At 67.6% G+C, this 26,960-nt stretch carries 25 protein-coding genes; 13 read left to right on the top strand and 12 right to left on the bottom strand.

Annotated elements, in window-relative coordinates; genetic code table 11:
- The first annotated feature begins 14 nt into the window (after window positions 1-14).
- From GVV77_RS13745 to GVV77_RS13730, 4 genes are all read left to right on the top strand, one after another.
- Window positions 15-1,469: an APC family permease gene (locus tag GVV77_RS13745; RefSeq protein WP_159619261.1), complete on the top strand. Its 1,455-nt coding sequence runs from the start codon at window positions 15-17 to the stop codon at window positions 1,467-1,469.
- 197 nt (window positions 1,470-1,666) lie between these two features.
- Entirely contained in the window at window positions 1,667-3,808 is a 2,142-nt protein-coding gene (locus GVV77_RS13740) for a cellulose biosynthesis cyclic di-GMP-binding regulatory protein BcsB (protein ID WP_246199821.1), read from the top strand.
- Between the two features lie 79 nt (window positions 3,809-3,887).
- On the top strand, window positions 3,888-5,471 hold the full coding sequence (locus tag GVV77_RS13735) for an ArnT family glycosyltransferase (RefSeq protein WP_201293239.1): 1,584 nt from the start codon (window positions 3,888-3,890) through the stop codon (window positions 5,469-5,471).
- Entirely contained in the window at window positions 5,468-7,429 is a 1,962-nt protein-coding gene (locus tag GVV77_RS13730; protein WP_246199820.1) for a glycosyltransferase, read from the top strand. The genes GVV77_RS13735 and GVV77_RS13730 overlap by 4 nt, the downstream gene beginning before the upstream one ends.
- 564 nt (window positions 7,430-7,993) lie before the next feature.
- Here the strand turns inward: GVV77_RS13730 and GVV77_RS13725 are convergent.
- A complete protein-coding gene (locus GVV77_RS13725; protein WP_159619259.1) occupies window positions 7,994-8,596 on the bottom strand; it encodes a LysE/ArgO family amino acid transporter in 603 nt (200 codons plus the stop codon).
- Window positions 8,597-8,664: 68 nt separating this feature from the next.
- On the opposite strand from GVV77_RS13725, the gene GVV77_RS13720 reads away from it, so the two are divergent.
- Together GVV77_RS13720 and GVV77_RS13715 are read left to right on the top strand one after the other, a co-directional pair.
- Entirely contained in the window at window positions 8,665-9,546 is an 882-nt protein-coding gene (locus tag GVV77_RS13720) for an ArgP/LysG family DNA-binding transcriptional regulator (RefSeq protein ID WP_159619257.1), read from the top strand.
- Window positions 9,547-9,814: 268 nt separating this feature from the next.
- Window positions 9,815-10,459, top strand: a complete 645-nt coding sequence (locus GVV77_RS13715; protein WP_159619255.1) for an NAD(P)-dependent oxidoreductase — start codon at window positions 9,815-9,817, stop codon at window positions 10,457-10,459.
- A 112-nt stretch (window positions 10,460-10,571) separates the two neighbouring features.
- On the opposite strand, the gene GVV77_RS13710 is transcribed toward GVV77_RS13715, so the two are convergent.
- A complete protein-coding gene (locus GVV77_RS13710; RefSeq protein ID WP_159619253.1) occupies window positions 10,572-10,940 on the bottom strand; it encodes a VOC family protein in 369 nt (122 codons plus the stop codon).
- A gap of 337 nt (window positions 10,941-11,277) precedes the next feature.
- Here GVV77_RS13710 and GVV77_RS13705 point away from each other — a divergent pair, with 337 nt between their 5' ends.
- Window positions 11,278-11,685, top strand: coding sequence for a four-helix bundle copper-binding protein (locus GVV77_RS13705; RefSeq protein WP_159619251.1), 408 nt, complete (start codon window positions 11,278-11,280; stop codon window positions 11,683-11,685).
- Window positions 11,686-11,798: 113 nt separating this feature from the next.
- Here the strand turns inward: GVV77_RS13705 and GVV77_RS13700 are convergent, their stop codons facing one another.
- From GVV77_RS13700 to GVV77_RS13685, 4 genes are all read right to left on the bottom strand, one after another.
- Window positions 11,799-13,145: a permease prefix domain 1-containing protein gene (locus GVV77_RS13700; RefSeq protein WP_159619302.1), complete on the bottom strand. Its 1,347-nt coding sequence runs from the start codon at window positions 13,143-13,145 to the stop codon at window positions 11,799-11,801.
- Entirely contained in the window at window positions 13,145-13,507 is a 363-nt protein-coding gene (locus GVV77_RS13695) for a PadR family transcriptional regulator (protein WP_159619249.1), read from the bottom strand. The genes GVV77_RS13700 and GVV77_RS13695 overlap by 1 nt, the downstream gene beginning before the upstream one ends.
- A gap of 74 nt (window positions 13,508-13,581) precedes the next feature.
- Complete coding sequence (locus GVV77_RS13690) at window positions 13,582-14,304, bottom strand: M23 family metallopeptidase (protein ID WP_159619247.1); 723 nt, start codon at window positions 14,302-14,304, stop codon at window positions 13,582-13,584.
- A gap of 71 nt (window positions 14,305-14,375) precedes the next feature.
- Window positions 14,376-14,879: a DUF2087 domain-containing protein gene (locus tag GVV77_RS13685; RefSeq protein ID WP_246199819.1), complete on the bottom strand. Its 504-nt coding sequence runs from the start codon at window positions 14,877-14,879 to the stop codon at window positions 14,376-14,378.
- Between the two features lie 330 nt (window positions 14,880-15,209).
- Between GVV77_RS13685 and GVV77_RS13680 the strand changes: the two genes are divergently transcribed.
- Window positions 15,210-15,719, top strand: a complete 510-nt coding sequence (locus GVV77_RS13680) for a DUF2243 domain-containing protein (protein WP_159619243.1) — start codon at window positions 15,210-15,212, stop codon at window positions 15,717-15,719.
- Complete coding sequence (locus GVV77_RS13675; protein ID WP_159619241.1) at window positions 15,712-16,584, top strand: cytochrome c oxidase assembly protein; 873 nt, start codon at window positions 15,712-15,714, stop codon at window positions 16,582-16,584. The genes GVV77_RS13680 and GVV77_RS13675 overlap by 8 nt, the downstream gene beginning before the upstream one ends.
- Here the strand turns inward: GVV77_RS13675 and GVV77_RS13670 are convergent.
- Together GVV77_RS13670 and GVV77_RS13665 are read right to left on the bottom strand one after the other, a co-directional pair.
- Complete coding sequence (locus GVV77_RS13670; protein WP_159619239.1) at window positions 16,478-17,320, bottom strand: DUF427 domain-containing protein; 843 nt, start codon at window positions 17,318-17,320, stop codon at window positions 16,478-16,480. The genes GVV77_RS13675 and GVV77_RS13670 overlap by 107 nt on opposite strands.
- A 122-nt stretch (window positions 17,321-17,442) precedes the next feature.
- Entirely contained in the window at window positions 17,443-17,937 is a 495-nt protein-coding gene (locus tag GVV77_RS13665; RefSeq protein WP_159619237.1) for a hypothetical protein, read from the bottom strand.
- A gap of 403 nt (window positions 17,938-18,340) precedes the next feature.
- Here GVV77_RS13665 and GVV77_RS13660 point away from each other — a divergent pair, with 403 nt between their 5' ends.
- The 3 genes from GVV77_RS13660 (at window position 18,341) to GVV77_RS13650 (ending at window position 21,018) form a co-directional block, all read left to right on the top strand.
- On the top strand, window positions 18,341-19,054 hold the full coding sequence (locus GVV77_RS13660; RefSeq protein ID WP_246199826.1) for a cation efflux transmembrane domain-containing protein: 714 nt from the start codon (window positions 18,341-18,343) through the stop codon (window positions 19,052-19,054).
- Window positions 19,051-19,767: an HpcH/HpaI aldolase family protein gene (locus GVV77_RS13655; protein ID WP_159619233.1), complete on the top strand. Its 717-nt coding sequence runs from the start codon at window positions 19,051-19,053 to the stop codon at window positions 19,765-19,767. The genes GVV77_RS13660 and GVV77_RS13655 overlap by 4 nt, the downstream gene beginning before the upstream one ends.
- 813 nt (window positions 19,768-20,580) lie before the next feature.
- The gene (locus GVV77_RS13650; RefSeq protein WP_159619231.1) at window positions 20,581-21,018 is read left to right on the top strand and encodes a universal stress protein; all 438 of its coding nucleotides are present in this window, start codon (window positions 20,581-20,583) and stop codon (window positions 21,016-21,018) included.
- A 40-nt stretch (window positions 21,019-21,058) separates the two neighbouring features.
- Here the strand turns inward: GVV77_RS13650 and GVV77_RS13645 are convergent, their stop codons facing one another.
- The 3 genes from GVV77_RS13645 to ypfJ form a co-directional block, all read right to left on the bottom strand.
- Complete coding sequence (locus GVV77_RS13645) at window positions 21,059-21,967, bottom strand: SDR family NAD(P)-dependent oxidoreductase (protein ID WP_159619229.1); 909 nt, start codon at window positions 21,965-21,967, stop codon at window positions 21,059-21,061.
- A gap of 74 nt (window positions 21,968-22,041) precedes the next feature.
- Window positions 22,042-23,142, bottom strand: a complete 1,101-nt coding sequence (locus GVV77_RS13640) for an ATP-dependent DNA ligase (protein WP_159619227.1) — start codon at window positions 23,140-23,142, stop codon at window positions 22,042-22,044.
- Window positions 23,143-23,201: 59 nt separating this feature from the next.
- Window positions 23,202-24,104 carry a KPN_02809 family neutral zinc metallopeptidase gene (ypfJ, locus tag GVV77_RS13635; RefSeq protein ID WP_159619225.1) on the bottom strand — a complete coding sequence of 301 codons (903 nt, stop codon included), beginning with the start codon at window positions 24,102-24,104 and terminating at the stop codon, window positions 23,202-23,204.
- A 240-nt stretch (window positions 24,105-24,344) separates the two neighbouring features.
- Between ypfJ and GVV77_RS13630 the strand changes: the two genes are divergently transcribed.
- Window positions 24,345-25,220 carry a Rieske (2Fe-2S) protein gene (locus tag GVV77_RS13630; RefSeq protein WP_159619223.1) on the top strand — a complete coding sequence of 292 codons (876 nt, stop codon included), beginning with the start codon at window positions 24,345-24,347 and terminating at the stop codon, window positions 25,218-25,220.
- 8 nt (window positions 25,221-25,228) lie between these two features.
- Here the strand turns inward: GVV77_RS13630 and GVV77_RS13625 are convergent, their stop codons facing one another.
- On the bottom strand, window positions 25,229-26,728 hold the full coding sequence (locus tag GVV77_RS13625; protein WP_159619221.1) for an MDR family MFS transporter: 1,500 nt from the start codon (window positions 26,726-26,728) through the stop codon (window positions 25,229-25,231).
- Between the last annotated feature and the right edge of the window lie 232 nt (window positions 26,729-26,960).

Here is a 26,960-nt window from a genome sequence, read left to right as displayed (position 1 = left end):
CTAGGGAGGTCACCATGAGCACGACTTCTGAACCAGTAACCGAGCCGGCCCGCGAGGGTGAAGAGCCGGCGCTTAAACGGGTCCTCGGGCCAAAACTTCTGCTCCTGTTCATTGTCGGGGACATTCTGGGAGCAGGGGTCTACGCCGTCACCGGCACCATGGCCGGGACGGTCGGCGGCATCGTCTGGCTGCCGTTCCTGCTGGCCTTCATCGTGGCGACGATGACCGCGTTCTCCTATCTCGAACTGGTCACCCAGTACCCCCAGGCGGCCGGTGCGGCGCTCTACTGCCACAAGGCGTTCGGGATCCACTTCGTCACCTTTCTGGTCGCTTTCGCGGTCGTCTGTTCGGGCATCACCAGCGCCTCGACCTCGGCCAACGTACTGGCTCAGAACTTCTTCGGGGGCCTCGAGATCAACGGCTGGATGGATGTGCCCGGCCAGGGCGTGATCACCGCTGTGGCGATGGGCTTCATGCTGCTGCTCGCGGCGATCAACCTTCGCGGGGTGGGTGAAAGCGTGAAGTTCAACGTCCTGCTCACCCTCGTCGAGATGATCGCCCTGTGCATCGTGATCGGGGTCGGCTTCTACGTCATCGCCCAGGGGGAGGGGAACCTGCAGCAGGTCACCGTCTTCTCCGACTACCAGGACAAGGGACTCTTCCTTGCTGTCACAGCGGCCACCTCCATCGCCTTCTTCGCGATGGTCGGCTTCGAGGATTCGGTGAACATGGTCGAGGAGGTCAAGGATCCTGAGCGGATTTTCCCGCGGACCATGCTGACAGGCCTGGGCATCGCAGTGATCCTCTACATGCTGGTGGCGGTCTCCGTGGTTACTGTGCTCACCCCCACGGAGCTCGAAGGGATCCGGGAGGCCGAAGGCGCCGCGCTCCTCGAGGTGGTGGAGAAAGGCTCCCCGGACTTCCCAATCGACAACATCTTCCCGTTCCTTGCTGTCTTCGCAGTCGCGAACACTGCCCTCATCAACATGCTCATGGCAAGCCGCATGATTTACGGCATGGCCCGCCAGAACGTCCTGCCGCGCCCCCTGGGGAAGGTTCTCCCGGGACGCCGTACCCCGTGGGCCGGTATCGCGTTTTCCACGATTCTCGCCCTTGGGTTGATCTGGTACGTCACAAGCGACCCGGACAGCAACGTCGTCGCAAACCTGTCCGGCACGACCGCGTTCCTGCTGCTGTGCGTGTTCACCGTGGTCAACGTCGCCTGCGTCATCCTGCGCCGCAAGCGGGACCCCAACCGCAAGGTATTTTTCACCTCGCCGGGGCCGCTGCCCCTGATTGCGGCGGTACTGTGCGCCTTCCTCGCCGGACCCTGGGTCGGCCGGGACGTGATCCAGTACCAGATCGCCGGCGGACTGCTGGCGATCGGCGTGGTGCTGTGGGCTATCACCTGGTTCGTCAATAAGAAGACGAACACCGGCACCGGCTCCGAACCGGGACGGCCCCGATAGTTCGGGCTCTGACGTGGCCTCCGACGCATTCACCCAGGACCTGCCCATCTGGCCGAAGCCGAGGACGGCTAGAACCATGGATGAAGGCGGTTGGATTATAGAGCAAAGTAGTTGGTCGCAGAATACGAGTAGTCGCGCGGGCTGCCCCGGGTAAGGGGGCCGCATAGCGTTGGGCCATCTACTTGGTGGAGGCACCATTGAAACGTCCGCACATCGTGCTCTCCTACGGCCCGGGCCAAAACCGGAGGCGCCTCGGGGGTCCGTCACGGGAAATCACCGACTATGGGCCGGGCTCGGGACGCCAGGGAAACGAGAACCGGGTTGGCCTTGCCTATCTCAGGTGGAAACTGGCCGCCGCGACCAGGGTTCTTGGACTGCACGGTCGGATCGTCCGACGTTTTCTTGCTGCCAGCGCCCTGTTCTCCTACGCAGCGACGTTCGCCCTACTTGCCGCGAATAGCGCCAGTGCCGAGCAGTTCCCGGCCGAGGATAACCACGGTTCCGTCACAGCTATGAGCGGCCAGAGCGAGCAGCAATTAATCCTCCCGCTCATTGCCGGGCACCAGCCAACCCGGCTCAAGGGCACTATTTCTCTCACCGGACAACCGGCAGGCGCGATCCGGCTATCAGTTCCCGGGCGGGTGCTGCTCGAGACCCCTGCCGCCGCGAAAATTCCAGTTGACCTGGCCCTGACCCCTGCAGATGTTAATGGGCAACAGTTGGTCCTCGGACTCCAGTATGTCCCGGGCCCCCGGACCTCCTGCGGAGACCCCTCCTCGGAGGCCACGCTGAGCGGCATCTCGATTGTCACCGCCGGCACGGAGGCCTTGCCGTCCACCGTGGCGGACTTCCTGTCTCCGAGCGTGCCGGCCATTCTGATACCCGTCCCGGAAGATCCGGAAGATGACGTTTCCATTGGAATCCTCGCAGTGTCGGCGGCGGTTGCCAACCGCTATCCCGACGCGCAGGTGATCGCCATTCCGGAATCGGAAACTGCGGCTCAGTCACCCAACCTGCCGGCTGGGTCGCGCATCATCCGGGTCTCCGCGGATTCCGGGACGGTTAGTACAAAGGTGACCGTTGCGTACGGCCGACCGACCCTGGTCCTCGCCGGACAGGGTGATGAACTCCGCATGGCGGCGATGGCCTTAGCCAGCGACAACTCCGCGCTGGCCGATGATGCTGCCGTCTCTGGAATGACCACGTCTCTTCCCAGTGCGACGGGACTGGAACATTCCCTCAGCGCCCTGGGTGCCCCTGATGTGAAGCTTTCGGGCTACGGCACCCAGGAGGCATACGTGGGCGTCAATCAGGCGCAGTTCGGGGGTCCGGTTTCGTCCTTATCGCTACGAGTCAGAGGAACGCACACCGCAGTTCCGACGGGGGGAGCGGCATCGATTTCGGTTTATTGGAATGACTATATTCTCAGTTCCCAGGCGCTCGAGGGCGACAGCTTCAGAATCGAGGCCGAGGTGCCGTCAGGACACATCCAGGCGATGAACGGACTCCGCATCAGGCTCACTGCGACGCCCCCCGGCGGAGATTGCGCTGGCCCAACCCGCACGCTGCCAATGGAGATGACCCTGGACACCGCCGGAAGCCACATCACCGGCGAGCGCGGCCATTCGGTGGCCCCGGGATTCGCCCGGTTCCCCCAAGTCTTGGGAGGCAGCCTTCCGGTGGCGTTCGATCGCGGCGCTTCCACCCAGACCAATACTCTCAACGCGGCCACCTTGGTGACGTCCCTTCAGCGCCAGGCCGCTGGACTGCTGGAGGTGCGCAGGGTAGGCCTTGATGACTTCTTAGAGTCGAGCGATTCGGGATTGCTAGTTGGGGCGACGCCAGACACGGCCAACCGGCTGTCCGCGCCACTCCGACTCGCGGAGTTCCGTACAGTCAGTGCGGGAGACCTCAGCTACAGCGTGGGAACCAGCGCTCCCTATGGGGCACTGGAAGCATTCGAACATGACGGGCGCAACATCCTCATGCTTGGAGCCTGGGCACCCGACTCGGACACCGAGTCGAGCCAGAGGATGCAGCGGTCGCTGACCGCATTCGTCCAGGAGCAGGACGGCGGCTGGGCCTCGCTTTCACGTAACCTCCTATTGACGCAAACTTCGGGCGAGCCCGTGATGCTCGAGAACCAGACAGTGATTCCTCAACGTGCTTCGACCGACACCTATCGTCCTTACGCGCTGTGGCTAGGAGTGGTTGTCGGGGGGCTAGGCTCGGTGCTGCTTCTGCGCGTCTGGCTGGGCCGCCGGCACCGTGACCTGGCCAGATCCTACGCGGACGCAAGGCAGAACGCGACAGGGGCGGACAGCCATCCCGATGACTGAGACTTCCGTTCACTTATCGCTGGCACATGCAGCGCGAGGGCTTCCGGGCAGAGCTTGGGACTCCTTAGGAGCACCTGTCGTGGAGCGTCGGGTCCCTGGCACAGCGGTAGTGGCTGTGGTGGCGGGCTTGGTCGGGTATGTGGCCTGCCTTTATACCGCAGGACAGGGAACCAATCTGGACTACCCGGACTCCCGGAGCCACCTTGCCATCGCCCGGCGTATTTTCGACAGCAAGGCTCCGGGCTTGGAACAGTTGGGCACGGTGTGGCTTCCCATGCCGCACCTGCTCCTCATGCCGTTTGTCGTCGACTTGTGGCTGTTCAGCACGGGCTGGGGTGCGTGCATCCTGGGGATTGTGGCGCTATCAGCCTCAGCGTCAGGACTGTACCGCATCTGCGCGCGGCTCGGCTTCGGCCGTCTCAGCCGTATTGCCGGCGTTCTGATACTGCTGGCAAACCCGGCGGTACTGTACGTGTACACCACGGCTCTGACAGAGCCAGTGCTGATCATGTGCATGTTGGGTGCAATGGCCGGTCTGGCACACTGGGCCACCAGCATGCGGAGGATGAGCGCAGGTGAGCTCGCCGTCTTCGCAGGAATTCCTTCGGGCGCAGCAGTTCTGTCCCGCTATGAGGGATGGGCGCTCGTGCTCACCGGGACCGTGTTTGTGTTTGTGGTTGCCCAGCGGCGCTCGGGCAAGTGGCGCGAAACCCTCACCATGTCCGCAGGCTATGTCATGGTTCCTGCTGCGGCTGTCCTTTGGTGGTTGGCCTACAACTGGGCCATTTATGAGAACCCGCTGGAGTTTATGTTCGGCGAGTATTCCGCCTACGCCCAGCAAAAGGACCTTACCGAGAGCGGGCTGGTCACAACCAGAGGGAACTTAGGCATGACGCTGTGGACGTTCTATTGGTCCCTGCTGGAGACAGTCGGCGTGGTGCCACTTGTCCTCGCGGCCTTCGGAGCCATAGACCTTGTCCTGCGACGCGGATTGGACAACGTTACGCTGCTGGTAGCGGTCACCGGCAGCGCGTTTGCCTTCGGATTGGTAAGCCTATATTTGGGACAGACGGTCATGTACAACGACCACTCGGTGCCTCCGGGCTGGTGGAACAACCGCTTCGCCCTTACTGCTCTTCCGTTGGTAGCCGTTCTGGTCTCGGCATTAACCGACCGTCTGACACGACCGAGTCCGCTCCGTCCCTGGGCGGCCGGCGGACTGGTAATGGCCCTGCTTCTCCAGAACATTTGGTGGAGCAACAATCCGACCAGCAGGCTAGCAGTGCTGGCGGAGGGGGCGTTTTTCGCCCAATCGAGCGCCCACCCCACCGCCGCAGCAAGATGGTTGAATGCCAACTACACTTCAGGCGGGATACTCATGGACGAAAGTGCCGGGGGAAACGCGGTGCTGCCGGTCCTAGGAATCCCACTTCGCGACATTTATATCCGCGCATCCGGCGAGCACTTCGATCGGGCGCTGGCCGATCCGGTCCGATACGCGGAGTGGGTGTTCGTCAATGTGGAAGCCAGAAGGGGAGCTTCCTACACCGGCCCAACCGATCTTGTCTACCAGGCAATCAGCCGGCATCGGTCTTTCGGCGCCAACTACTCCCTGGTGTTCTCCACGCCGACCCATCAGATATACCAGAGGTCAACGGATTGATCCCGCGCTCCACGCAGGACGACAACGCTGGGGATCAGACCGCGCACTCCGGACAGAGCCTGATTGCATCGGGCTTGATCACCCCCGAGCAACTTAAGCGCGCCCTTGAACTCGCCAGAATCGAAGGCGGTCTGCTTGGCCGCCACATCATCCTTGAGACCGGGCTGAACCGCCGGCAGGTATACGAAGGTCTCGGCCGGCAGTGGAATGCCCCTTTGATCGACCTCGTAGCACAGCCTCCCGACGAAGCGCTTCTGAGGCGATTGAGCTTCAGCGACGCCTTCAACGCGGAGTGGATACCGTGGCGCATGGAGGGTGGTGTCTTGACCGTGGCAACGACGGTGGAACCGTCAGCCACAATAGAAGACGAAGCGCTGCGTTCCTTCGGTGCACGTACGGTCACTTTCCGGACCACCACGGACTGGGACATCAGCCAATCCCTCCAGCGCACTTTCCGTAGGCAGCTGCTCTATGTAGCCGCTGAACGCCTCGCCTTGGAGCGTCCGGACTATTCAGCGCGGACAGCGCTGAACAGGTGGCAGCTGATTCTGATTGCCACCTTCCCTCTCACCATGGTTGTAGGGCTGGCAGCATCGGCGCAGGTCGCCATGATTGCATTGCTTACGGCTGCCAACCTCATATTCTTGGTAAACATAGCCTTCAAGACAATGGCCAGCCTTCGCCAACCTTTCGATGTGCTCTACGACCGTTCCGCCGCAAAGGCCCGCGAAACTGAACTGCTCCGTCGTGGGCTTCCCGCTCCCAGCACAGACCGAGTGCCTGATGCAGAACTGCCCGTATACACCATTCTTATTCCCGTCTTCCGTGAATCGAACATTATCGACAAACTGCTCGCTAACCTCGGCGAACTCGACTATCCCCGGTCGAAGCTTGATGTTCTCGTGCTGCTGGAGGAGGACGACACCGACACCATTGCGGCCGCGAAAGCGTCCCGTCCCCCGGAGTATGTGCGCATCCTGGTGGTTCCCCGCGGTGAACCGCAAACCAAGCCGCGGGCATGCAATTACGGACTCGCCTTTGCACGAGGCAAGTTCGTAGTGATTTACGATGCGGAAGACCGACCTGAGCCTGGGCAGCTGCGCGAGGCCATCGCCGCATTTCGTGACGACGAATTCGACCGCAAGTATCTGACACCGGGACGAAAGCCCCTGATCTGTGTCCAAGCGGCATTGAACTATTTCAACGCCGACCAGAATGTACTCACCCGCATGTTCACCATCGAATACACGCATTGGTTCGATTCCATGCTTCCGGGTCTGGACAGGTCCCGCATCCCTCTGCCGCTCGGGGGAACATCGAACCATTTTGTAACGAAGCTCCTCAGGGACATCGGAGCATGGGATCCGTGGAATGTTACCGAGGATGCCGATCTCGGGCTGAGGGCGGCGGTGGAAGGTTATCGAGTCGGAGTGATCGACTCTACTACCTGGGAGGAAGCTTGTTCCCGTGTCCCTGCCTGGGTAAGGCAACGCACACGGTGGATCAAGGGGTACATGCTTACCTCAGCCGTAAATACCCGCAATTCAGTACGCTATGTTCGACGGACCGGGCTGGCCGGCACGGTGGGTTTCTTGGGTTTGATCCTCGGCACGCCTCTTGCATTCCTCGCTTACCCCCTCGCCTTAGGATTCACGCTGTTTACATTCATCGGATACCAATTTGTGGGGTTAGCCCTGCCGAGCTGGCTGCTGGTTGGCGGAATGGTATCCATGGTGTTCGGAAGTGCAGTGATGATTGGCGTTTCAGGCATCGTCACGTGGCGGAGACATGGCTGGAGGATCGCGATCTTCGCCCTCTTGAACCCGTTCTATTGGGTCCTGCATTCAATTGCGGCCTGGCGAGCCGCGTGGCAAATGCTAACCAGTCCCCACAAGTGGGAAAAAACCCCGCATGGCCTGGATGCCGAGTATTACGAAGACCACCGGTCGACGACCTGAGTTCCCACCCGGCCGTTGATTCGGTGGTGATACCGACGGCCCTGCAGCTGGCGATTCCCGTCAATCAGTCTTCGCGGTTCATGGTGGCATCCCGGTTCGTGGCCCCGCCTTCGGACCAATGCTTTGCGGGGCCGCTCTCGGTAGGCAGGTCGATTGTGCTTTGAGAGCCAGCGGCCCAGCGCGAGCCTGATGCTACGTATGTCTGGGTGCGGAAGCTCGGCGGCCGTTGCGCAGCATTGATCGTCGAAGCTGGCATGGGCATGGGCATTGGCATGTTGGTGGCGGGGCGACTAGCCGCTCGTAACAGGCCCGTGCCGCCGCGATGTCCAAGGCGGGAACGACGGCGAGGAGATGCCCGATAGCCATGGTGCGCTTCCCTTCGGTCGATGAGTGGTTCGCTCCCCGGCGCGGCACGCCGGACTGCCCTGTGATTCCGCCGGTGCGTCTGCTCGTCAAGTTCCGGAGGCAGGGTCTTCCACTCCACATCCTGCGTGGATTGGGGGCCGCCGTGTCCACCGTCCGTCCCGCCCTCCGTGACGCGGTGCGGGCCGCGCCCGGCAGGACCTAGACGACGAGGAACACTGCCAGTGCCGCCATGAGGACGGCGATTCCCCCGTCCAGGACGCGCCAGGCGCTGCGGCGGCGGAAAACGGGTGCGAGGAACCGGGCGCCGACGCCGAGGGCGGAGAACCACACGATGCTGCCCAGGCCCGCACCCGCGGCGAACCACCACCGGCCGTCCGGGCCGTGGGAGCTCGCCAACGACCCGAGGAGAAGGACCGTATCCAGATAGACGTGCGGGTTCAACCAGGTGAGCGCCAGACAGGTGCCCAGAGCGGCCTTCCAAGTGCGCTTCTCCTGCGCGCCGGCGACGTCGAGGTGCTCCCCGCGGATGGCCCGGACGGCGGCAAGGACCGCGTACCCAAGCAGGAATGCGGCACCGGCCCACCGGACGACCTCGAGAAGCAGCGGGGCCCGCTCGATGGCCACGCCGAGCCCGCCCACGCCCAGCATGATGAGAAGAAGGTCCGACAGGGCGCAGACTGCGACCACCAGAGCGACATGGGAACGTTGCAGCCCCTGCCGCAGGACGAAGGCGTTCTGGGCCCCGATGGCAATGATGAGGGACAGGCCGGCGGTCAGGCCGGCTGCAGCAGGAAGAATCACCCTTCCACGGTAGGCACCACACCAAAATTAGGACAGCTCATCTTCCTAAAGAATGATAAGAAGAGCTAATGAGGGAGATCGACCCGCACCAGGCCCGCACGCTGGCCGCCATCATCTCCACCGGCAGCTTCGAGGCGGCTGCGGCGGCCCTGTCCGTAACGGCATCAGCGGTGAGCCAGCGCATCCGGGCCCTCGAAACGGCCGTCGGGCGGCCGGTGCTCCGGCGGACCCGTCCGGTCGAACTGACCGACGCCGGCCAGGCCGTGGTGCGCTTTGCCCGGCAGCTCGAACTGCTCTCCGCCGATGTCCTCGCCGAACTGGGATCGGACGATCCGGCCGCGGGACGCGGCCTCACGATCGTCATCAACGCCGATTCGCTCAACACCTGGGCCCTGGCGGCCCTGGCGCCGCTGGCCCTGACACTGCAGCTTGAGGTGCTCCGTGAGGACCAGGAACACTCGCTCGAGCTGCTGCGCAACGGTGCCGCCGCTGCCGCCATCACCTCCACAGGCGCCCCGATCCCGGGATGCTCCGCCCGGCCGCTGGGCGTCATGCGCTACCTCCCGGTGTGCACCGCGGAGTTCCGACGGGAGTGGTTCGCGGACGGAGTCACTCCCGCGGCGCTCACCCGCGCCCCGGTGATCGTTTTTGACCGGAAGGACGATCTGCAGGACCGATACCTGCGGGGGCGGGGCCTCCAGCCAGGCACCCCGCCCCGCCACTACATTCCGGCTGCCCATGAATTCGGGGAGGCCATCGCGTTGGGCATGGGGTGGGGGCTGCTTCCGGAACTGGAGCTGGCCCGCGATTCCCGCCGACGGAGCCTTGCCGCCTTCGACGCCGGAACATTCGTCGACGTTCCCCTGCACTGGCAGCAATGGCGCCACGGTTCGGCGGCACTCGAGGAGGTGGCTGCGGCCATCCGCGGGGCGGCAGCGGTACTGCGCTAGGGGGACGGTGCGGCGCGGTCCGGGGTGGGCTGCGCGGTCCGGGTTGCGGGGCGGTCCGGGTGCTGCGCCATCCGCAGCGCGGCCGGGCGAGGGCTCAGGAGGTCGTGCAGCCTGCCCGCACCAGGAAGCGCCGTAACAGTACGCCGCCGTAACAGTACGCCGCGGTTCGGGCGGTGCTTGGGATCCTCCGAGGGGCGGCGGAGGATGGATCGGAGACCACGAAGGCCGGACCACCGAAGCCCGGACCACCGACGAGAGGGAGCAGCAGATGGTGCGTATCACCGTACTGGGCGGAACCGGCTACACAGGAAGCGCCGTCGCCAGGGAGGCGCAGCGGCGCGGCCACGAGGTCGTCGCGGTGAGCCGGAACCGGCCGGCGGACCCGCTTCCGGGGGTCACCTACACTCCCGGGTCGGTGCTTGACCCGGACTTCCTTGAAACGGTCGTGGCCGGCAGTGATGTTGTCTTCGAGAGCGTGGCCCCCCGCGGGGAGATGGCGGGCAGGGAGGAAGGCGTGGTGGAGCGCCTGATCGCCCTGACCGCCGGGACCGGGATCCGCCTCGGCGTCATGGGAGGCGCTTCCTCGCTCCTCGTCGCACCGGACGGGCCCCGGCTCTACGACGTCAGCACGGTACCCGAGCCCGTCCGCCCGGAGGTGGAGACCGGCATTGCGCTCCTTGAGATGCTCAAGACTTCCCCGGAAAACGTCGACTGGTTCTACGTCAGTCCTCCGGTGACATTCGGCGTCTGGGCCCCCGCGGAGGAAAAGGGCAGCTACCGTCTCAGCGACGACGTCCTGCTCGCCGATGCCGAGGGGAAATCGACAATCTCAGCGGCGGACCTCGCCCTCGCGGTCCTCGACGAGATCGAGGAGCCCCGGTACCGCCGCCGGCGCTTCCACGCCGCCCACTGATCGCGTGGCCCGGTGCGCCGGCGGTGCGTGAGCGCGCAGCGGGGAAGAGTTCCGGGCATCGGTGCTCAGGCGCAAAGTTCCGGGGCAAGAGTTCCAGGCACCGGTCCCGCCTTCAGTCCGGGGCGCTGTAGTCGATTCGGAAGTTGCCGATGAAGGTGAGGGTGTTGCCGTCCGGGTCCTGAAGGGAGCACAACGTCACGTTCCTGTTCGCGGTGACGACCGGGTCCGGTTCGATTCCCTGCGCCGCAAGCCCGGCGACATGGGAGTTCAGGTCATCGACGGCGAAGTTGAGCAGGCCGGATCCCGCCCGCACAGGGTCGAGCGTTACCTGGACCCATCCCTGGCCGGTGATCCGCCACTCCACCAGGGACTCCGGCATCGGGACATTGGTCGGGGGAGTTCCCAGCACCCGCTCGTACCAGGCGCGCGCCGCAGCAAGGTCTGAAACGGGAACGACGGCGAGGACGTGCTGGATCGCCACGGCCTCTCCTTCCGATAACGGGGTCCGCGGGCCGGACCGGCTCGGGCGCAGCCGGACCGCCCCAGTATCACCCCCGTTCGGGGGTATCCGCTAGGTGCCGTTCGGCCAGGTCTCCATCTCGCGCCCATGCCCTCGTGCCCTGACGGTTCGCTCTGGGGCTGGTGGGCCCGGTCCGACCAGCGGTGCTTCGCGGCAGACTTTTCCGCAGGCACTGGTCCGGCGGAAATCCGGTGGCTACCGTGGTGGGCACAAGGGAACCGGTACCGCCGGCCTGCGGTACCCGCGGCCAGGACGCAAACGGAGCCGCGATGCGCCCGCGACAAGAAGGAGTAGACCCATGAGCACCATCGCCGCAATGCTTGAGACGTATCCCAGGGACCTGGGCGGTATTGACCGGGATCGGCTCATCGAATGCATCACGGCGTGCTTCGAGTGCGCCCAGGCCTGTACCGCATGCGCCGACGCGTGCCTGAGCGAGGACTCGGTGGCCCACCTCACCAAGTGCATCCGTACGGACCTCGACTGCTCCGACGTCTGTGTGGCGACCGGCAAGGTGCTGTCCCGCCACACCGCCTACGACGCTAACCTCACCCGGGCGGTCCTCGCGGCCTGTGAAGCGGTGTGCCGTGCCTGCGCCGACGAATGTGAATCCCACGCCTCAATGCATGAGCACTGCAGGATCTGCGCCGAGGCCTGCCGACGGTGTGAGAACGCCTGCCGGGAACTGGCCGCAGTGCTTGGCTGATCCGCTCCCAGGCCCCGCACTGGGGCGCGGGAGCGGATCCCGGCCGGCGCAGGCCCGCCGCCGAATTGGGCGGTCACCGTCCCGCCGGTGTGACGCGTCCGGTCCGGCCGCGCTCAGGCGAACCCGAAGAGGGGCGGGAAGGCCACGACCACGACGGCGGCCCAGAGGGCATACACCGGCAGGTAGCGGGTCTGCCAGCGCTCCAGGGCGGTGAACGGACGGCGTCCACGCAGGAATCCGACCGTGAGCCACCCGGTCCGGACAAGATGGATCAGCAGCAGCAGGTTCAGCCCGAGCGCCGCGATCTTGTTGGGACTGAAGCCGAACTCGGCGATGCGCGTCAGCATCGCCGTCAGCATCACGGCGTCGACGGCGAGCGCGGCGGCGACAAGCACCAGCTGCAGCACGTCGAACACGCCGGGGGGCGCCAGCGAGTTCCGGGCCGATATGGCGTAGAGCAGCAGGCAGAGAACCAGCACGAGGATCGCGTCCATGAGGATCAGCAGGCCGCGGTCGACTTCAGCGAGTCCGCCGACGGCGGCAAGCACAGCCAGCACCGCCAGCAGCATGGCGATCGTCAGGGGGGTGAAGACCCGGGTGAGGACCGGCGCGATGTTCTCCACGACGTTCTGCTTGGCCTCCACGAGCCAGGCCGCGACGACGAGCGCCCCGGGAACGGCAAACGGCAGGATCCAGTCTCCAAGGACCGGTTCGAGATCGGCGCCGACCAGCTGCAGGACGGCGAAGGTGAGTCCCGTCAGGACAGCCCCGCCGAGGGCCAGCAGGGTGAAGTAGATGACGAGCTCGCCGGTGAACCGGGCGAAGTCCATGCGCCGGCCATCGGAGCGCCACCTGCCGCCGACGTAGGCGATTCCGGCCAGCAGCCAGAGCACCACCGGGGCGTGAAGCACGGCCAGAAGTTCGGTTGAGCCACCGGAAGCGAACGGGTAGGCGTTGAGGGCGACGGCCAGGACGGCGAAGGGGACGAGGATCCCCACCACCACCCGGGCGCTCAGCCTCCGCTTCCAGGCGAAGTATGCGGCGAGGAACGGGAGGACGAGCAGCCCGAGGTTGCGGGCCAGCACTCCGCCCCCCTCGATCCACGTCAGGCCCGTCTTGACGGCGAGACCGGCGCCGACCGCGAGCGCGAGCACGATTGCCAGTTCCCGCCACGGCGGTGCCCCGGCGTCCGCCGGATCCTCGGGCATCAGGACCAGCTGCTTCCACAGCCGGTCGGAGTGTTCCCGGGCGAATTCGCGGGAGACGGCGTCGAGGTTGCCCAGGCGCTTGATGGCCACCAGGAAGGCCTCTTCGTCGTCCAGCCCGGTGGCTTGCCGGTCTGCGACCTGTTCCCTCAGATGGTCCTCCAGCTCATCGACGTCGGCGGGGGAGATGGCCTGGCGCCGCTGGACGTAGCCGCGCCACCTGTCGATCTGGGCCTCAAGCTCGGCGTGCTCCATCACGCCCACCCCTGCGCGACGGCGGGCGGGCGCTGCGCGGTGTGCCAGACCTGGCGCAGGGCCTCCGCCACGACCGTCCACTGCTCCTGCCGGTCCGCGAACGCCTCCCGGCCTGCGGGGGTGATGGCGTAGTGCTTGCGGCGGCGTCCGGCCTCCGAGGTGCCCCATGACGATGAGACGTAGCCGAGCCGTTCGAGCCGGTGCAGCAGGGGATAGAGCATCCCGTCGGTCCACTGCATGCCGCCGCCGGACAGCTCGCCCACGCGTTTCAGGATCGCGTACCCGTACAGGTCACCGTCCGACAGGATCCCCAGCACCAGTGGGGTCGCCGACGCGGCGACCAGGTCCTTATCAATGCGCATTGCGCCTCCATACCTAGAAGTAAAGGGTATCGAACCATAGCAGTGCTAGGTATGACAAGTTGGGGCGGTTGCTCCTAGCCCGGAGCACCGGCCGGAGGCAGCGCCTCGACGACGGCGCCTTCCTGCGGCAGGCCGGAGTCCCGGATCCGGGAGGAGCCCGGCCCGCGGGGCCATTCCCGATACCGCGCGAACGCCATCGGAATGCCGCGGGCGGTGGCGGCGTCCGGCCCGTCCATCACCTGGAGGTGTACGTGCGGCTGGGTCGAGTTGCCCGAGTTCCCGCATGCGGCGATGGGTTGACCGGCGGCAACCTCCTCACCGGGCGTCACAACGATGGATCCGGCCCGGAGATGCGCCAGGGCGACGATGGCCGGTGGATGCCTCAGGCGGATTACGACGTGGTTGCCCGCCACTGCGGCCACCCCCTCGCGCAGGCGCGCAGGCTGCCCCAGGGCGTAGGGCAGGAGCGCAAGCTGCGAGCGCCGGGCGGCGTGGTCCGGTTCGCCGTCGTGGACTCCGACAACGACGCCACCGGCAGGGGCGAGTACCGGCTGCCCCCAGGCGACAAACCGATCGGGCGGTTCGGTGGCGGCAAGGGTCCGCCAGTCGCTGGCGAACGCCGTCCGGTGGCGCGGGTCGACGCCGATGAAGTCGATGGCGTACCGCCCGCCCAGCAGGTCGGTGCCGTGGCTCGGCACCCGCCGTGCGGGACTGTTCCGTGCCAGCCACCTGCCCTCAAAGGGCAGCCGGAGCATTACCGGCGCACCGGGGCCGCCGGGCCGATTCTCCTCGTTCATGGACGGAAGTCTAGGTCCGCCGCGCCCCCGGCGCCCGTCCTCATCCTGCAGGACCCTTCCGGCTGCCGGTCTCAGCTCCCGCCGGAGGCGTCGGTGACGGGGGAGTAGGCGCTGCCGGTCCGGGTCCTTTCGAGGAGTTCGGCATCCACCAGGTAGCGGCGCAGCGTGACGGCGTCGGAGGTGTACCTGCCGAGGCGTTCATTGACGTCCTTCTCCGACAGTTCCTCTCCGGGGGTGAACGCCTTCCCGGCGATCCACCGCAGCAGCTCGTAGCGCTGGCGCTTGTTCGCCGGGTACTGATCGATCCTGCCGGCCACGAGGAAACGCTCGACTCCCTCCCTGCGTCCGGCACCTCCGGAGGCCTCCAGCAGCGTGCGGAAGATCGAGGGATTGGGGGACCAGCCGTCCTCCCGGACAGCCAGTCCGGCGGCAGCAAGCTGGTCCAGCGCCTTGGTGCGCTTCGGCTCGGACACCACAATGCCCCGTCGGCGCGCGTCATCGAGCACCAGTTCAGCAAACACAATGCGGAGCTTCTCGTTGGCCAGGGCGGCCAGGACCTGTCGCCAGCTGTTCACCGTGGATGACCCGTTCCTGGAGTGCTCTTCCCGCCCGGCGGTCCGGCGCGGCATCACCGGCCGGTTGCCCGGCGTGGTGCATCCCGTTAAATGTCCGGCGGCCCGGCGGGAAAGTAAAGCGGCGCGCCGCATGCGGGACTCAGCATGCGGGACTCAGCATGCGGGACTCCTGCCATTGCCTGGGCGCCGCGGCAAGGGAAATCGCGTCCACCCGGCGCCCGGACCTGATCGCTTTCGGCGTGCGAGGCTGGGAGGGTGCCGGCCCCCGGCGGGCGGCCGGGAGGAGCGCCCTTGTGGTGCGGTCATCGACACAGGCTCCGGAGGGAGAACATGGGACTGCCAACCGATGCCCAGGCAGACCGGCCGCTGCGCCGCGACCGCACGATGTGGGCTGGAGTGATGATCGGGCTGGGGTTGATGGCCGCCGTCGACGAAATCGTCTTTCACCAGCTGCTCGCCTGGCACTCCTTCTACGACCGGGCCGGAGGCACTGTCGGCCTGGTCTCGGACGGTGTGCTGCACGCCGCTGAACTGTTCCTGCTCATCGCCGGGTTCTTCCTGCTGGCCTCAACGCTCCGCCGTGGGACGGCGTCGGCCGGCGCCGCCCTGGCCGGACTGTTCCTTGGTGCCGGCGGGTTCCAGCTGTTCGACGGGCTCATCAACCACAAGGTGCTCCGCTTCCATCAGATCCGGTATGGCGTCGACGTGCTTCCCTACGACCTTGCCTGGAACGCGGCGGCCCTGGTGCTGCTCCTGGTCGGCGCCGTCCTTGCCGGAGTTGTTGCCCGCAGGCGGCGGAGGAGCGGAAGCGGCACGACGGCGGACCGGCCCGATGCATGAGCACCCCGGCGAGGGCCTCGGCGTCCTGCTGCTTGGGTCACTCCCGTTCCTGGCCGCGCTGGTGTTCTACCTTGCAGCGGCCGCCGGATCCCGGCGCGCCGGACGGCCCTGGCCGGTGTACCGCAGCGTGCTCTGGTCGACGGGGGTGGGGGCGGCCGCCCTCGGCTTCCTCGGCCCGGTTCCTGGGAGCTTTCCGGCCCATATGAGCGCCCACCTCCTGGTGGGCATGGCCGCCCCTCTCCTGCTGGTTCTGGCCGCACCGGTCACCTTGGCCCTGCGGACGCTCGCCGTCGGACGCGCCCGCCGGCTCTCCCGCCTCCTCAGGTCTCCGCCCCTGCGCCTGCTTGCCCATCCGGTTCCGGCCGGCATCCTGAACACCGGTGGGCTTTGGCTTCTGTACACCACCCCGGCCGCGGAGGTCCTCGGCTCCGGTGCCGGGCATGCGGCGGTGCAGCTCCATTTCCTCCTGGCCGGCTGTCTTTTCACCAACGCCATTATCGGCGTCGACCCGAATCCGCACCGGGCCGGGTTCGCCCTGCGGACGGCGGTGCTCCTTGCCGCGCTCGCCGGGCACGGCATCCTCACAAAATACCTCTACGCGTATCCGCCCCCAGGGGTTCCCGCCGGTCAGGCCGAAACCGGGGCCTCCCTGATGTACTACGGCGGTGCACTGGTCGAGACCGCACTGATCACCGTGTTCTGCGCCCAGGAGTATGCCCGCGCCCACCGGGGTGGCCGCGGAGCTGCCGGCGGTCTGGTCAGCTCCAGGGCGTCCGGCGGCGCGGCTGCGGCACGCCGTCCAGCAGCAGGTCCGCCCTTTCCTCGAAAAAGCAGACGAGCCCGTGAAGATCGGCGGTTTCGATGAACGGCTCCGCATAGGTCCAGGCGAAATCGGGGTAGGTCTGTTCGGGCAGCTCGACGTTCCAGTACCGGGCCCGGCCCTTGTACGGGCAGATCGAGCGGGTGTCACTGGGGACAAGCGGCACCCGGACGGCGTCCGCCGGGAAGTAATAGCGCACGGGCAGCATCGTCTCGAACACCAGCAGCGGGCGGTTCGTCGAGGCGAGCGTGTGCCCGTCGAGCCGCAGCTCGACCTCCTGGGAACTGCGGCGCCGGTCGACCCGCCAGTAGGGATCCCGGGGATGCCCGATGATCTCCTCATCCTCTTCAAGCCACGCATCGAGTGAGTCGAAGGAAAAAACAACGTAGTCCCGGAGGTCGGCATCGTCCGGGCGGAACGCCTCGGCGGCCACGGAGCTTCCGGGCATCCGCGCCTTCAGGGCAACGCCGGCACCGGCGTGGATCCGGAACGGGACGGTGGGACTCAGCACCGGAGCGCTCGTCGCGACGTCGGGAAGTTCAACCACCGCCTCGGTGCGCGATGCAGCCGGCGCGGCGGCCTCCGGCACCAGCTCGCAGGCGACGTCCGCCACCGGGACGGCATAGGTGGGAAGGACACGCCGTGGTTCCCAGACAAGCAAGGCCTTCCGGCTGTCGAAGAGGGTCTGGCCATCGAGCATTCCCCGGATGCGCTTGGCGGTCGGTTCATACCGCAGCTCGCCCAGGTGCCGGCCCAGGAGGTCCCTGATGCGTACGCCCATCCTTGTTCGCCACCCTCCGCGATGATGGTGCTGGGCCCGGGAAGCCGGAGACCGGACCGCAAAATAAGCCTACGCCGGTTCCTCCCGGTGTGCCCCGATGGGGCGTTCGCTACCGGGCGGGCTCAGGGGCACGCACCGGCCGCGAGGGTGATCCCGAAGTCGTACGTCAGCGTGTAGCTGCGGAATCCGGTGGAGTAGGTGATCCGGGCTCCGTCGGTGACGCCGCCGACACCGGCACCATCGGAGACCGTCAGAATGAGGTTCCCGGTGGCCCCGGCAGGAATTTCGCCGCCCACGGCCGGCTCGGCCGCGTCCCACCACCGGCGGTGCTGGTCGTCGGGCGGAACTGTCGACCCGGCACCGAAGGTGGCACCGGCGCCCTCCGGCACCATCAGCAGGTGCGCCTCGACGAGGTCAAGGCCCTGCGGCTCCTGCAGTTCGACCTCCTCCAGCGCCACGGGGTGCCGCGAGTTGTTCGCCAGGAGGATCTGGCCCGCCGCCGCATAGCCCTCGGCCTGCTTCGGCATGCACACACCGGCGCCCGAGTCATGGGTCCTTCCCAGCGGTCCGGGATCGAGCAGCCAGGCGGCGGCCAGGCCCCCAGCGGCAAGCCCCACTGCTGGGAGGAACCTTCGGGACAGGTCCTTTCGCGATGGGGCCTTTCCGGATTGGGCCTTTCGGAAGGGCGGAGGAGGGCGCACCGATGGAGCGCCTGGGGCCCCGCCAACCGTTGAAGCCGTGTCGGTCCCGTGACCTGCGCTCATGGCTTCCCCTCGTGCCCGGATGAGTCGGCGGTACGCGCCGGACGGCCACCGGACCGCCTGGTGTGCTGAAGCATAACGGCACAGGCGCCGAAAGCCTATGGTCCGGCCCGCCTGCCCCCGACTCCCGCCGCGGGGAGCGGGTATCGTGTGGCGGGTGGAAATGCCAACCCATTCAGCCTTCCCTGCGGGGACCGCCTCCGGCGGCCGGCCGGGCGGCACCGACGCGGCAGCACCGCCGCTTTCCGAAGGCCGGCGGATGCTCGTGGCCCGGCGGATCCGTCTCCTGGTGGCGGCCACCATCACCTATAACGCAATTGAAGCGGTGGTGGCGCTCGGCGCCGGAACCGTCGCCTCGTCCGGAGCGCTGTTGGCGTTCGGGCTCGACTCGGTGGTCGAGGTGCTCTCCGCAGCGGCCGTGGCCTGGCAGTTCGCCGGACTCGATCCCGAGGCCCGCGAACCGAAGGCGCTGCGGTTCATCGCGTTCTCCTTTTTCGGATTGGCCGCCTTCGTGACGATTGACGCGGTGCGCGCGCTCGCCGGCGGCAGCGAAGCCCAGCACTCGCCGGTCGGCATCGCCCTGGCGGCGGCCAGCCTCGTCGTCATGCCGTTCCTCTCCCTGGCGCAGCGGCGGGCCGGACGCGAGCTCGGGTCCCGCTCCGCCGTGGCGGACTCGAAACAGACCCTGCTGTGCACCTATCTCTCCGCGGTCCTGCTCGGAGGGCTGTTGCTCAACTCCACGCTGGGGTGGTCCTGGGCCGATCCGGTCGCCGCGCTGATCATCGCGGCGATTGCCGCAAAGGAGGGCCGGGAGGCGTGGAAGGGGGACACCTGCTGCGCGGCCCCGATGGCGTCGGCGGCGGTACCGGCGGCCCGAACAGCCGCCGGCCCAGGGGAGCGGGCGGTCCCGGCAGCCGCCGAAGCGCCGTCGTGCGCATGCTGCTCCGCCAAGCCGGCGGAACCTTCCGAATGAACGCCATCGGTCCCGGGTCGTCAGGAGTCTGGTGCTTCCGCGACGACGTGGACACCGTTCTGGCGCTGGCCCGGTCGGGTTTCGACTGGGTGGCCCTTGACGCTCAGCACGGCAGGTTCGACCGGCGCTCGCTGATCGACAACGGGCGCGCTCTGGCCGGTGCCGGTCTCGCCTTCGCGGTCCGCACTGGGGGCCCGGACCCGGCCGGCATCGGACTTGCCCTGGATGCTGGCGCTTCCGCGGTGATCGTTCCCCAGATCGACACCCCCGACGAGGCACGCCAGGTGGTGGACGCCGGCAGGTATCCACCGCTGGGTTCCCGCAGCTGGGGCCCGTTGGCACCGCTCTGGGGCCACGAGGCGGCACCGCCAGCTGCTGCTGCTCCCCAGCTCGGTGTCATGATCGAATCCGCAGCCGCGTTGGCAAACGTCGGCGCGATTGCCGAGGTACCCGGTGTCGACCTCCTGTTCATCGGGCCGTTCGACCTCGCGCTGTCCCTGGGAACCACCGTTGACGCCCTGCTGGCCGAAGGGGACGGGCCCCTGGCCGAAATCGCCGCCGCGTCGTCCGCGGCCGGGAAGGCGGCAGGCATCTTTGCCGGCGATCCGGACCGCGGCCGAATCCTGCGGGCCCGCGGCTTCGACCGGATCGCGGTGGCGACGGACTCCGGCGTCATCGCGGCAGGGGCGCGCGCCGTCCTCGGCGGACCCTGACCGGCCTGTCCTGACCGGCCAGTCCTGACTGGCCCGTCCTGACCGGCCCGTCCTCGGCGGGCCATCCTGACCAGGCCGCGCTGATCGGACCGCGCTGATTGGACCGGGCTGATTAGACCCCGCTGATTAGACCGCCGGACCGCGGTAGCGGGCCCGGATCTCAGCCGCAGGACCGGGTGGGGCCCGTCCTCAACCGGAGGGCGCCGCGCCGCCGATGGCCAAAGATATGAATGCCGAAGTGCGCCCTCAGGTGCAGTAGAACCAGCCGGGCGGCCGCCACCCGGAGGGGACCTCGTGGCCGCCCGCCGACCCGCAGCGCGTACATGTGTAGAACGTCCGTGCCGGCTCCGTACCTCCGTCCGGCACCTTTGCGGGCGGCAGGTAGGAGGAGTAGATCAGGAAGTCGTCCGTGCCGCACTGGGGGCAGGAGGGAATCCGTGCCTGCGGCGTCGGGCTTTGTTGGGTTGGGGCGGGCCGGGTGCGTGGCGCTGTGAGAGCGCCGTTGGAGGAGGGCATGGAAGCGGCGTCCGATCCTATGGTTTTTCGGTTCTGCGGGTCCGGGAATCCAGGACCCGCACTGGAGTGTCGACCAGCGGCCCGGTATGAGACCGGACCGGTCCCCTGCATCAGTATGGGCTTCCCGGGCGGCAGACAGGAGGGCCATTGGTCCCGATTCGCCATCCACCGGCCGGCGCCGGCGGACACCGGCTTGCGGGGATCGGTGACCTTCGGCCCTAGGCGGCGATGTGCGACGGGGTCACCCTGTGAGGACGGGTCACCGTGGACGGAAAGTCTGCTGCGGAAGGAACAGTGATGGAGCGTGGGGTTCGGGGACGTGTTGTGGTGGGCCTTGATGGCTCCGCTCAGTCGGTGAAGGCGCTCCGTCTTGCCGCGCGGATTGCGCCCGCCCTGGATGCCGACATTACGACGGTGGGCGCCTGGGAGTACCCGGAAGAGTATGCCGGGTACGTCCCGCTGGGCAGCGACAACTTTGCCGAAGTGACGAAAAAACGGATGGACGACGCCATCGCCGAGGCCTTCGGTGCGGAGGTCCCCCCTCAGCTTGAGCGGAAGGTGGTGTTCGGGCGGCCGTCAAAGGCCCTGGTGCGGGAGGGCAGGGATGCCGACCTGCTCATCGTGGGGCGCCGCGGACACGGCGGCTTCCGAGGCCTGCTCCTGGGCTCGGTCAGCGCCGCCTGTGTCTCGCACGCAGCGTGTCCGGTGTTGGTCGTCCACGAGGATTCTGACTAGCGCTTCCGCGCCGGCCCGGCGGAGGGACACCACCGTGATTTCACTGGCCGGCAGACCCGGTGGAGCCCTCCGGGCGGTCGAAGGGGTTGGGGAAGGCCGCGGTGGGCGCGCCGGTGATGGCCTGGCGGTTGGAGGAGGGCAGATGGCCGTCCTCGTCGCGCACCCCGTAGGCCGCGGCCGCCTCGGCGGCGACCAGGGCGAGGCCGCTGAGGCGCAGCACGTCCGGGTCGGCGGCCAGCGCGGCGACGGTCCGTCCGACGAACAGCGGAGTTTCCCGGTTGGTCTCGTGCTCAAAGTACTGAAGGTTGGCGACCACGCTCTCGGTGAGGACCAGCCCCGGATAGAGGGCGATTGAGGCGACACCTTGGTCCCGAAGGTCGAAGGCCATGTCGGCGGCCAGGCGGTCGATGGCCGCATGGGCGACGCCGTAGGGGACCGGAGGAACGAAGACCTGCCCGGCGAAGGAGGAGAGGGTGACGATCAGGCCCTTCCCGGCGCGGACCATCAGCGGGGCGGCGAGCGAGGAGGCGGCGTAGTGCGCCCTCAGGCCCGCGCGGTGCATCGAATCCCAGAGGCCGAGCGGCTGTTCCCAGAACGGGCCGGGATTGAAGTCGCTTCCGTCGGTGAACCGCTCGTACCCGCCCCAGGCGGTGTTGGCAAGGACGTCAAGCCGGCCCTGCTCCGACTCGATGCGGGCGAACGCCTCGGTGAGTTGGGCGTCGTCGGTGACGTCCAGACGCAGCGGGATGCCGGTGCCGCCGGCCTCGGTGACGAGCCGTGCCGTTTCGGCAATGGTCCCGGGCATCCGCGAGGGCGCGGTCCCCTCCTCGGTGGTGCGCCCGCCGACGTACACCGTGGCACCTGCCTCACCGAAGGCGGAGGCGATGCCGCGGCCCACGCCGCGGCTGGCTCCCGTGACGAAGACGATCTGCCGGTCGGTGCTGGTCATGGGGCTCCCTCGTCGGTGCTGCTGGCTACCGCACCAGCATGGCGCACCTCAATCCGGGGACCAACCCGGACGGGTCAGAGCCCGGTGTTGAGGGTGGTCCCGGCCACCGGTGCGCCGCCGGAGAGCACGGTGGCCAGGTCGAAGCTCACGGGCTCCTCAAGCTGGCCGAAGGTGCAGGAGGCCGGATCCCGGTCCGGCCGCCAGCGGTTGAACTGGGCGGTGTGGCGGAACCGGGCGCCTTCCATGTGGTCGTAGCGGACCTCGAGGACCCGCTCGGGGCGCAGGGGAGTGAAGGACAGGTCCCGGCCGGCGGCCCAGCGGCTGCCTTCGGCGTTGAACGGCGTGCGGATTCCGTCGTCCTCCCGGGCGGCGGCCCAGGGGTGCTCCTCCGGCGAGGTGACCAGGGGCTGCAGTTCCTGGAACAGCTCACGGCGGCGGGCTGCGGTGAAGGCGCCGACCACCCCGACGGCCATCAGGTCCCCGTCGTCGGTGTAGAGCCCCAGCAGCAGGGAACCGATCCCTGCTGCGTCGGCCTTGTGGGTGCGGTAGCCGGCCACCACGCAGTCGGCGGTGCGCTCGTGCTTGACCTTGAACATCGAGCGCTTGTTCGGCTCGTAGGGCCCGTCGAGCGCCTTGGCGACGACCCCGTCCAGGCCGGCGCCCTCGAACTGGGAGAACCATTCACCGGCCACGGCGGAGTCGGTGGAGGCGGGCGTGAGGTGCACCGGCGGACGGGCGGCGGCCAGGTGCTTCTCCAGCAGCGCCCGGCGTTCCCGGAAGGGCCTTCCCGTGAGGTCCTCGTCATCGAGGGCGAGCAGGTCGAACGCGACGAAGTGGGCGGGGGTCTCGCGGGCAAGCAGCGCCACGCGGCTTGCAGCGGGATGGATGCGCTGCTGGAGCGCTTCGAAGTCGAGCCGTGCCCCGCTGACGACGATCAGTTCGCCGTCGAGGACGCAGCGCGCCGGAAGGTTGGCCCGGACCGCCTCGACCACCTCGGGGAAGTACCGGGTCATCGGATTGCCGTTGCGGGAACCGATCTCAACCTCGTCCCCGTCGCGGAAGACGATGGAGCGGAACCCGTCCCACTTCGGCTCATACAACAGCCCGCCCTCGGGGATCCGGGCAACTGACTTGGCCAGCATCGGGCGCACCGGCGGCATCACGGGTAGGTGCATGCTGATCGTTCTCCTCGGAAGATGGGGTTCAGTGGTCAGGGGGTCAGGGGGTCAGGGGGTCAGGGGGTCAGGTCCGGTGCCCGGAAAGTGTCGCAGGCGTTGATGTCGCCGGCGCGGTAGCCCCGGAGGAACCAGGCCTGGCGCTGTTCGCCGGATCCGTGCGTCCACACCTCGGGATTGACCTGGCCGGTTGCCGCCTCCTGGATGCGGTCATCGCCGACGGCCGACGCCGCCGACAGCGCATCGCGCAGGTCCTCGGTGGTGAATTCCCGCAGGAAAGGCTCACCCGTCTCGGGGTCGGGGGTGCTTGAGGCGTGCGCGGCCCACAGGCCCGCGTAGCAGTCGGCCTGAAGCTCGACCCGGACGGCCCCGGACTCCGGCCCCTGGGGATCCTGCCGGCCGGCCTCGAGGGTGTTGGTGAGGTTCTGGATGTGGTGCCCGAACTCGTGGGCGATCACGTACTCCTGTGCCAGCGGCCCCCCGGAGGATCCGAACCTGGTGACGAGGTCGTCGAAGAACGCGGTGTCGTAGTAGGTCTGCTGGTCCACCGGGCAGTAGAAGGGACCGACGGCGCTGGTGGCGCCGCCGCACCCGGTGTCCGTCTGGCCGCTGAACAGGGCCACCCCGGGTGCGCTGTACTCGACGCCGTACTGGTCCAGGTAGGGCAGCCAGAAGCTGTCGAGGCTTTCAGCGGTGGCAAGGATACGGCAGTCGAGGCGTTCGTTGGCGTCGGCGCCGGTCTGGCACGACGTGATCGCCTCCGGCGCGCCGGCACTGCTGCCCTGGCCCTGGCCGGTTCCGTCGTCGAGGCCGAGCTGGCCCACCACCTCGGGTCCGAACAGGAGGGAGAGGATCAGCACCAACCCTCCGCCGAGACCGCCGCCCACCGCCAGGCCGCGGCCGCGCCCACGCCGGTCGCTTACGCGTGAAGGGTCAAGGCGGACGTTGTCGTTGAAACTCATGGAACCAACCATAAGCCAACTGATGATTCCGTGAAGGGAGAAGGGGGAGGAGAAGTTGTGCGGCAACCGCGCGGCAAGGCAGCGGCATTGTGCCAGTGCAGCTTCGTTGCTCCAAGGGAAATTTAGCTTCGGTCCGGCGGCTTGCGGCACCGCGGGCGCCACGGACAATAGGGGTTACCGCCCTGCGGTTTCCCGGCTCGAGGGAGCCCTGCGTGCGCCGCCGACCAGAAGGAGATCCCCGTGAACCTGCTGCACTCGATGGTCGAAGCCCTTGAGAATTTCAAGCCCCTCGATACTGTCGCTGCGCCGGTCGCCGCGGCCGTTGAGAAGACCCTGAGGCCGCGGGTCCTGCGCAACGCCCTGAGCGGCAAGGCCCTGGGGCACCGGCTGCACCCGGTGATGACCGACATCCCCACCGGGGCCTGGACCATGGCGACCCTGCTTGACCTGGTGGGCGGCCGGGACTCGGAGCACTCTGCGGACCTCCTCGTGGGAGTGGGCATCGCCTCGGCCCTGCCGACGGCGCTCACCGGAGCGAACGACTGGGCCGACACCGTCGGCAAGGACAGCAGGGTGGGCCTCGTCCACGCCGTGGGGAACAGTACCGCCCTGACCCTCTACAGCCTCTCGGCGGTGGCCCGGCGCCGGGGCAGCCGCACCGCCGGCACCCTGCTGGGTGTCGGCGGGTGCGGGGCCCTGCTGTTCAGCGCCTATCTCGGCGGGCATCTGAGCTATGCGCGCGGGGTCAACGTCAACCGCACCGCCTGGCGGGAAGGCCCAGAGGCATGGACGCCTGTGCTGACCGACGGTGAGTTGGCCGACGGCGAGCGCCGCGTGGTGGAGGCCGACGGCGTCTCGATCCTGCTGTACCGCGACGGCGGCACGGTCCGCGCCATGGACAGCGTGTGCAGCCACCTTGGCGGACCGCTTGAGGAGGGCGAAATCTCCGATGGCTGCGTCACCTGTCCCTGGCACGGCAGCACCTTCAGGTTCGACGACGGGACCGTGGTCCGCGGCCCGGCGAGCAACCCGCAGCCCGTGTACGAGGCGCGGGTCGACGACGGCATGATCACCGTCCGCCGGGCCGGTGCGGAGGAGAGCATCAGCTCCTCCTAGGCCGGAGCCTAGTGCGCCGGCACGGCCGAGGGGTCCGGCGCGTTCTCGGGCTTGCGCACGAAGATGGCCGCAATCACCGCGCCGAGGGAGATGACGGCTCCCCAGACGAAGGCCACCTGGATGCCGCCGGCCAGGGCTGCTGTCTCCGACTGCCCCGCGGCCGCCAGGTTGCCCGCGACGATGGTGGTCACCGAGATGAACAGTGCCGTGCCGACGGCGCCGGAGATCTGCTGCACGGTGCCGAAGACGGCACTGGCGTGGGAGTACAGGCTCGGCTTCACCGAGCCGAGCGCCGAGGTCAGCAGCGGGGTCAGCATCAGGGCAAGGCCGAGGCTCCAGACGATGTGGGCGATCAGCACGAAGTAGATCGGCGTGGTTTCCGAGGCGAAGCTCAGGGCCACGAAGGAGACCCCGATGAGCAGCGCCCCGGGTACGAGCAGGACGCGCGGTCCCCGGCGGTCGAAAACCCGTCCCGCCCACGGTCCGAGGACACCGATCAGGACGCCGCCGGGAAGCAGCAGCAGGCCCGCGACCAGCGGTGACTCACCCAGCACGCTCTGGACGTAGATCGGCAGGAGGATGATCGTCCCGAACAGGCCCATGAAGGCGAGGAACGTGGTCAGGATCGCGAGGGTGAAGTTGCGTGAGGAGAAGGTGCGCAGGTCGAGCAGTGCGCGGTCGGCGCGCTGAAGCCGGATCTGGCGTGCGATGAACAGCGCGAGGAGGACGATGCCGGCCGCCAGGGGAATCCAGGCGGGAACCGCGGCTTCGGCGCTGGCTTCACCGAGCTGGCTGAAGCCGTAGACAATGCCGCCGAAGGCCAGGGCCGAGAGAATCACCGACAGCACGTCGATCGCACTCTTGTGGGGGGAGGTGACGTTTGTCATCTTGGTGGCGCCCAGGATGAGGGAGACCAGTGCGATGGGCAGGACGAGCCAGAACATCCAGCGCCAGTCCAGGACGCTGAGGATGGCGCCCGCGGTGGTGGGGCCGACGGCGGGGGCCACGGAGATCACGATCGAAATGTTGCCCATGGTGCGCCCGCGGGAGGCGGCCGGCACCAGGGTCATGACGGTGGTCATCAGCAGGGGCAGCATGATTGCGGTACCGCTGGCCTGGATCACCCGGCCTGCCACAAGGGTGCCGAAGCCCGGCGCGAGGGCGGCGAGCAGAGTGCCGGCGCTGAACAGCGACATGGCGACCAGGAACAGCGGACGGGTGTTGAAGCGCTGCAGGAGGAAGCCGGTGATCGGGATAACGACTGCCATCGTCAGGAGGAACGCGGTGCTGAGCCATTGCCCGGCGCTGACGGTGATGCCGAGATCCTGGACCAGGCGCGGAATGGCGACGCCGGTGATCGTTTCGTTGAGGATGACGACGAACGCCGAGATGATGAGGAGGCGGATGACCAGGCGGTCCTTCGCCGAAACCCCGGGTTCGGCCGGCAACGGTGCCGGTTCCGCCGAAGGTGGATCTTGGGACACCTGTGGTGACGTGCTGCGAGGCATGAGTTCTCTTTCTTCTAAGACGGCGCCTACTTTTGCTGTTGCCGCGCATACCGCGGCGGCCCCACTACTCCCGGGCGGGAGCGCCGGCGCTTGGCTGGGCCTAATTCTCGATAACCCGGCAATCCTCCGCTCTATTCCGACGATGGAGAACGGTTTTCCGGCGCTGCGGCATCCGCGCCGAAGCCCCGCCCGGGCGGCGCGCGGGTGAAACGGTGGGCTGCACTAGCATGGT

Source organism: Arthrobacter zhaoguopingii, from assembly GCF_009828605.1.
Taxonomy (GTDB): domain Bacteria; phylum Actinomycetota; class Actinomycetes; order Actinomycetales; family Micrococcaceae; genus Arthrobacter_D; species Arthrobacter_D zhaoguopingii.
The sequence above is the reverse complement of the archived record's forward strand: the minus strand, read 5'-3'. Positions and strand labels throughout refer to the sequence as shown.

Bases quoted from the DNA above. Each gene is read 5' to 3' on its own strand.
- GVV77_RS13745 (WP_159619261.1), top strand. From the start codon at position 15: ATGAGCACGACTTCTGAACCAGTAACCGAGCCGGCCCGCGAGGGTGAA.
- GVV77_RS13720 (WP_159619257.1), top strand. From the start codon at position 8,665: ATGAGGGAGATCGACCCGCACCAGGCCCGCACGCTGGCCGCCATCATC.
- GVV77_RS13715 (WP_159619255.1), top strand. From the start codon at position 9,815: ATGGTGCGTATCACCGTACTGGGCGGAACCGGCTACACAGGAAGCGCC.
- GVV77_RS13705 (WP_159619251.1), top strand. From the start codon at position 11,278: ATGAGCACCATCGCCGCAATGCTTGAGACGTATCCCAGGGACCTGGGC.
- GVV77_RS13700 (WP_159619302.1), bottom strand. From the start codon at position 13,145: ATGGAGCACGCCGAGCTTGAGGCCCAGATCGACAGGTGGCGCGGCTAC.
- GVV77_RS13695 (WP_159619249.1), bottom strand. From the start codon at position 13,507: ATGCGCATTGATAAGGACCTGGTCGCCGCGTCGGCGACCCCACTGGTG.
- GVV77_RS13690 (WP_159619247.1), bottom strand. From the start codon at position 14,304: ATGAACGAGGAGAATCGGCCCGGCGGCCCCGGTGCGCCGGTAATGCTC.
- GVV77_RS13680 (WP_159619243.1), top strand. From the start codon at position 15,210: ATGGGACTGCCAACCGATGCCCAGGCAGACCGGCCGCTGCGCCGCGAC.
- GVV77_RS13675 (WP_159619241.1), top strand. From the start codon at position 15,712: ATGCATGAGCACCCCGGCGAGGGCCTCGGCGTCCTGCTGCTTGGGTCA.
- GVV77_RS13670 (WP_159619239.1), bottom strand. From the start codon at position 17,320: ATGGGCGTACGCATCAGGGACCTCCTGGGCCGGCACCTGGGCGAGCTG.
- GVV77_RS13660 (WP_246199826.1), top strand. From the start codon at position 18,341: ATGCTCGTGGCCCGGCGGATCCGTCTCCTGGTGGCGGCCACCATCACC.
- GVV77_RS13655 (WP_159619233.1), top strand. From the start codon at position 19,051: ATGAACGCCATCGGTCCCGGGTCGTCAGGAGTCTGGTGCTTCCGCGAC.
- GVV77_RS13650 (WP_159619231.1), top strand. From the start codon at position 20,581: ATGGAGCGTGGGGTTCGGGGACGTGTTGTGGTGGGCCTTGATGGCTCC.
- GVV77_RS13645 (WP_159619229.1), bottom strand. From the start codon at position 21,967: ATGACCAGCACCGACCGGCAGATCGTCTTCGTCACGGGAGCCAGCCGC.
- GVV77_RS13640 (WP_159619227.1), bottom strand. From the start codon at position 23,142: ATGCACCTACCCGTGATGCCGCCGGTGCGCCCGATGCTGGCCAAGTCA.
- ypfJ (WP_159619225.1), bottom strand. From the start codon at position 24,104: ATGAGTTTCAACGACAACGTCCGCCTTGACCCTTCACGCGTAAGCGAC.
- GVV77_RS13625 (WP_159619221.1), bottom strand. From the start codon at position 26,728: ATGCCTCGCAGCACGTCACCACAGGTGTCCCAAGATCCACCTTCGGCG.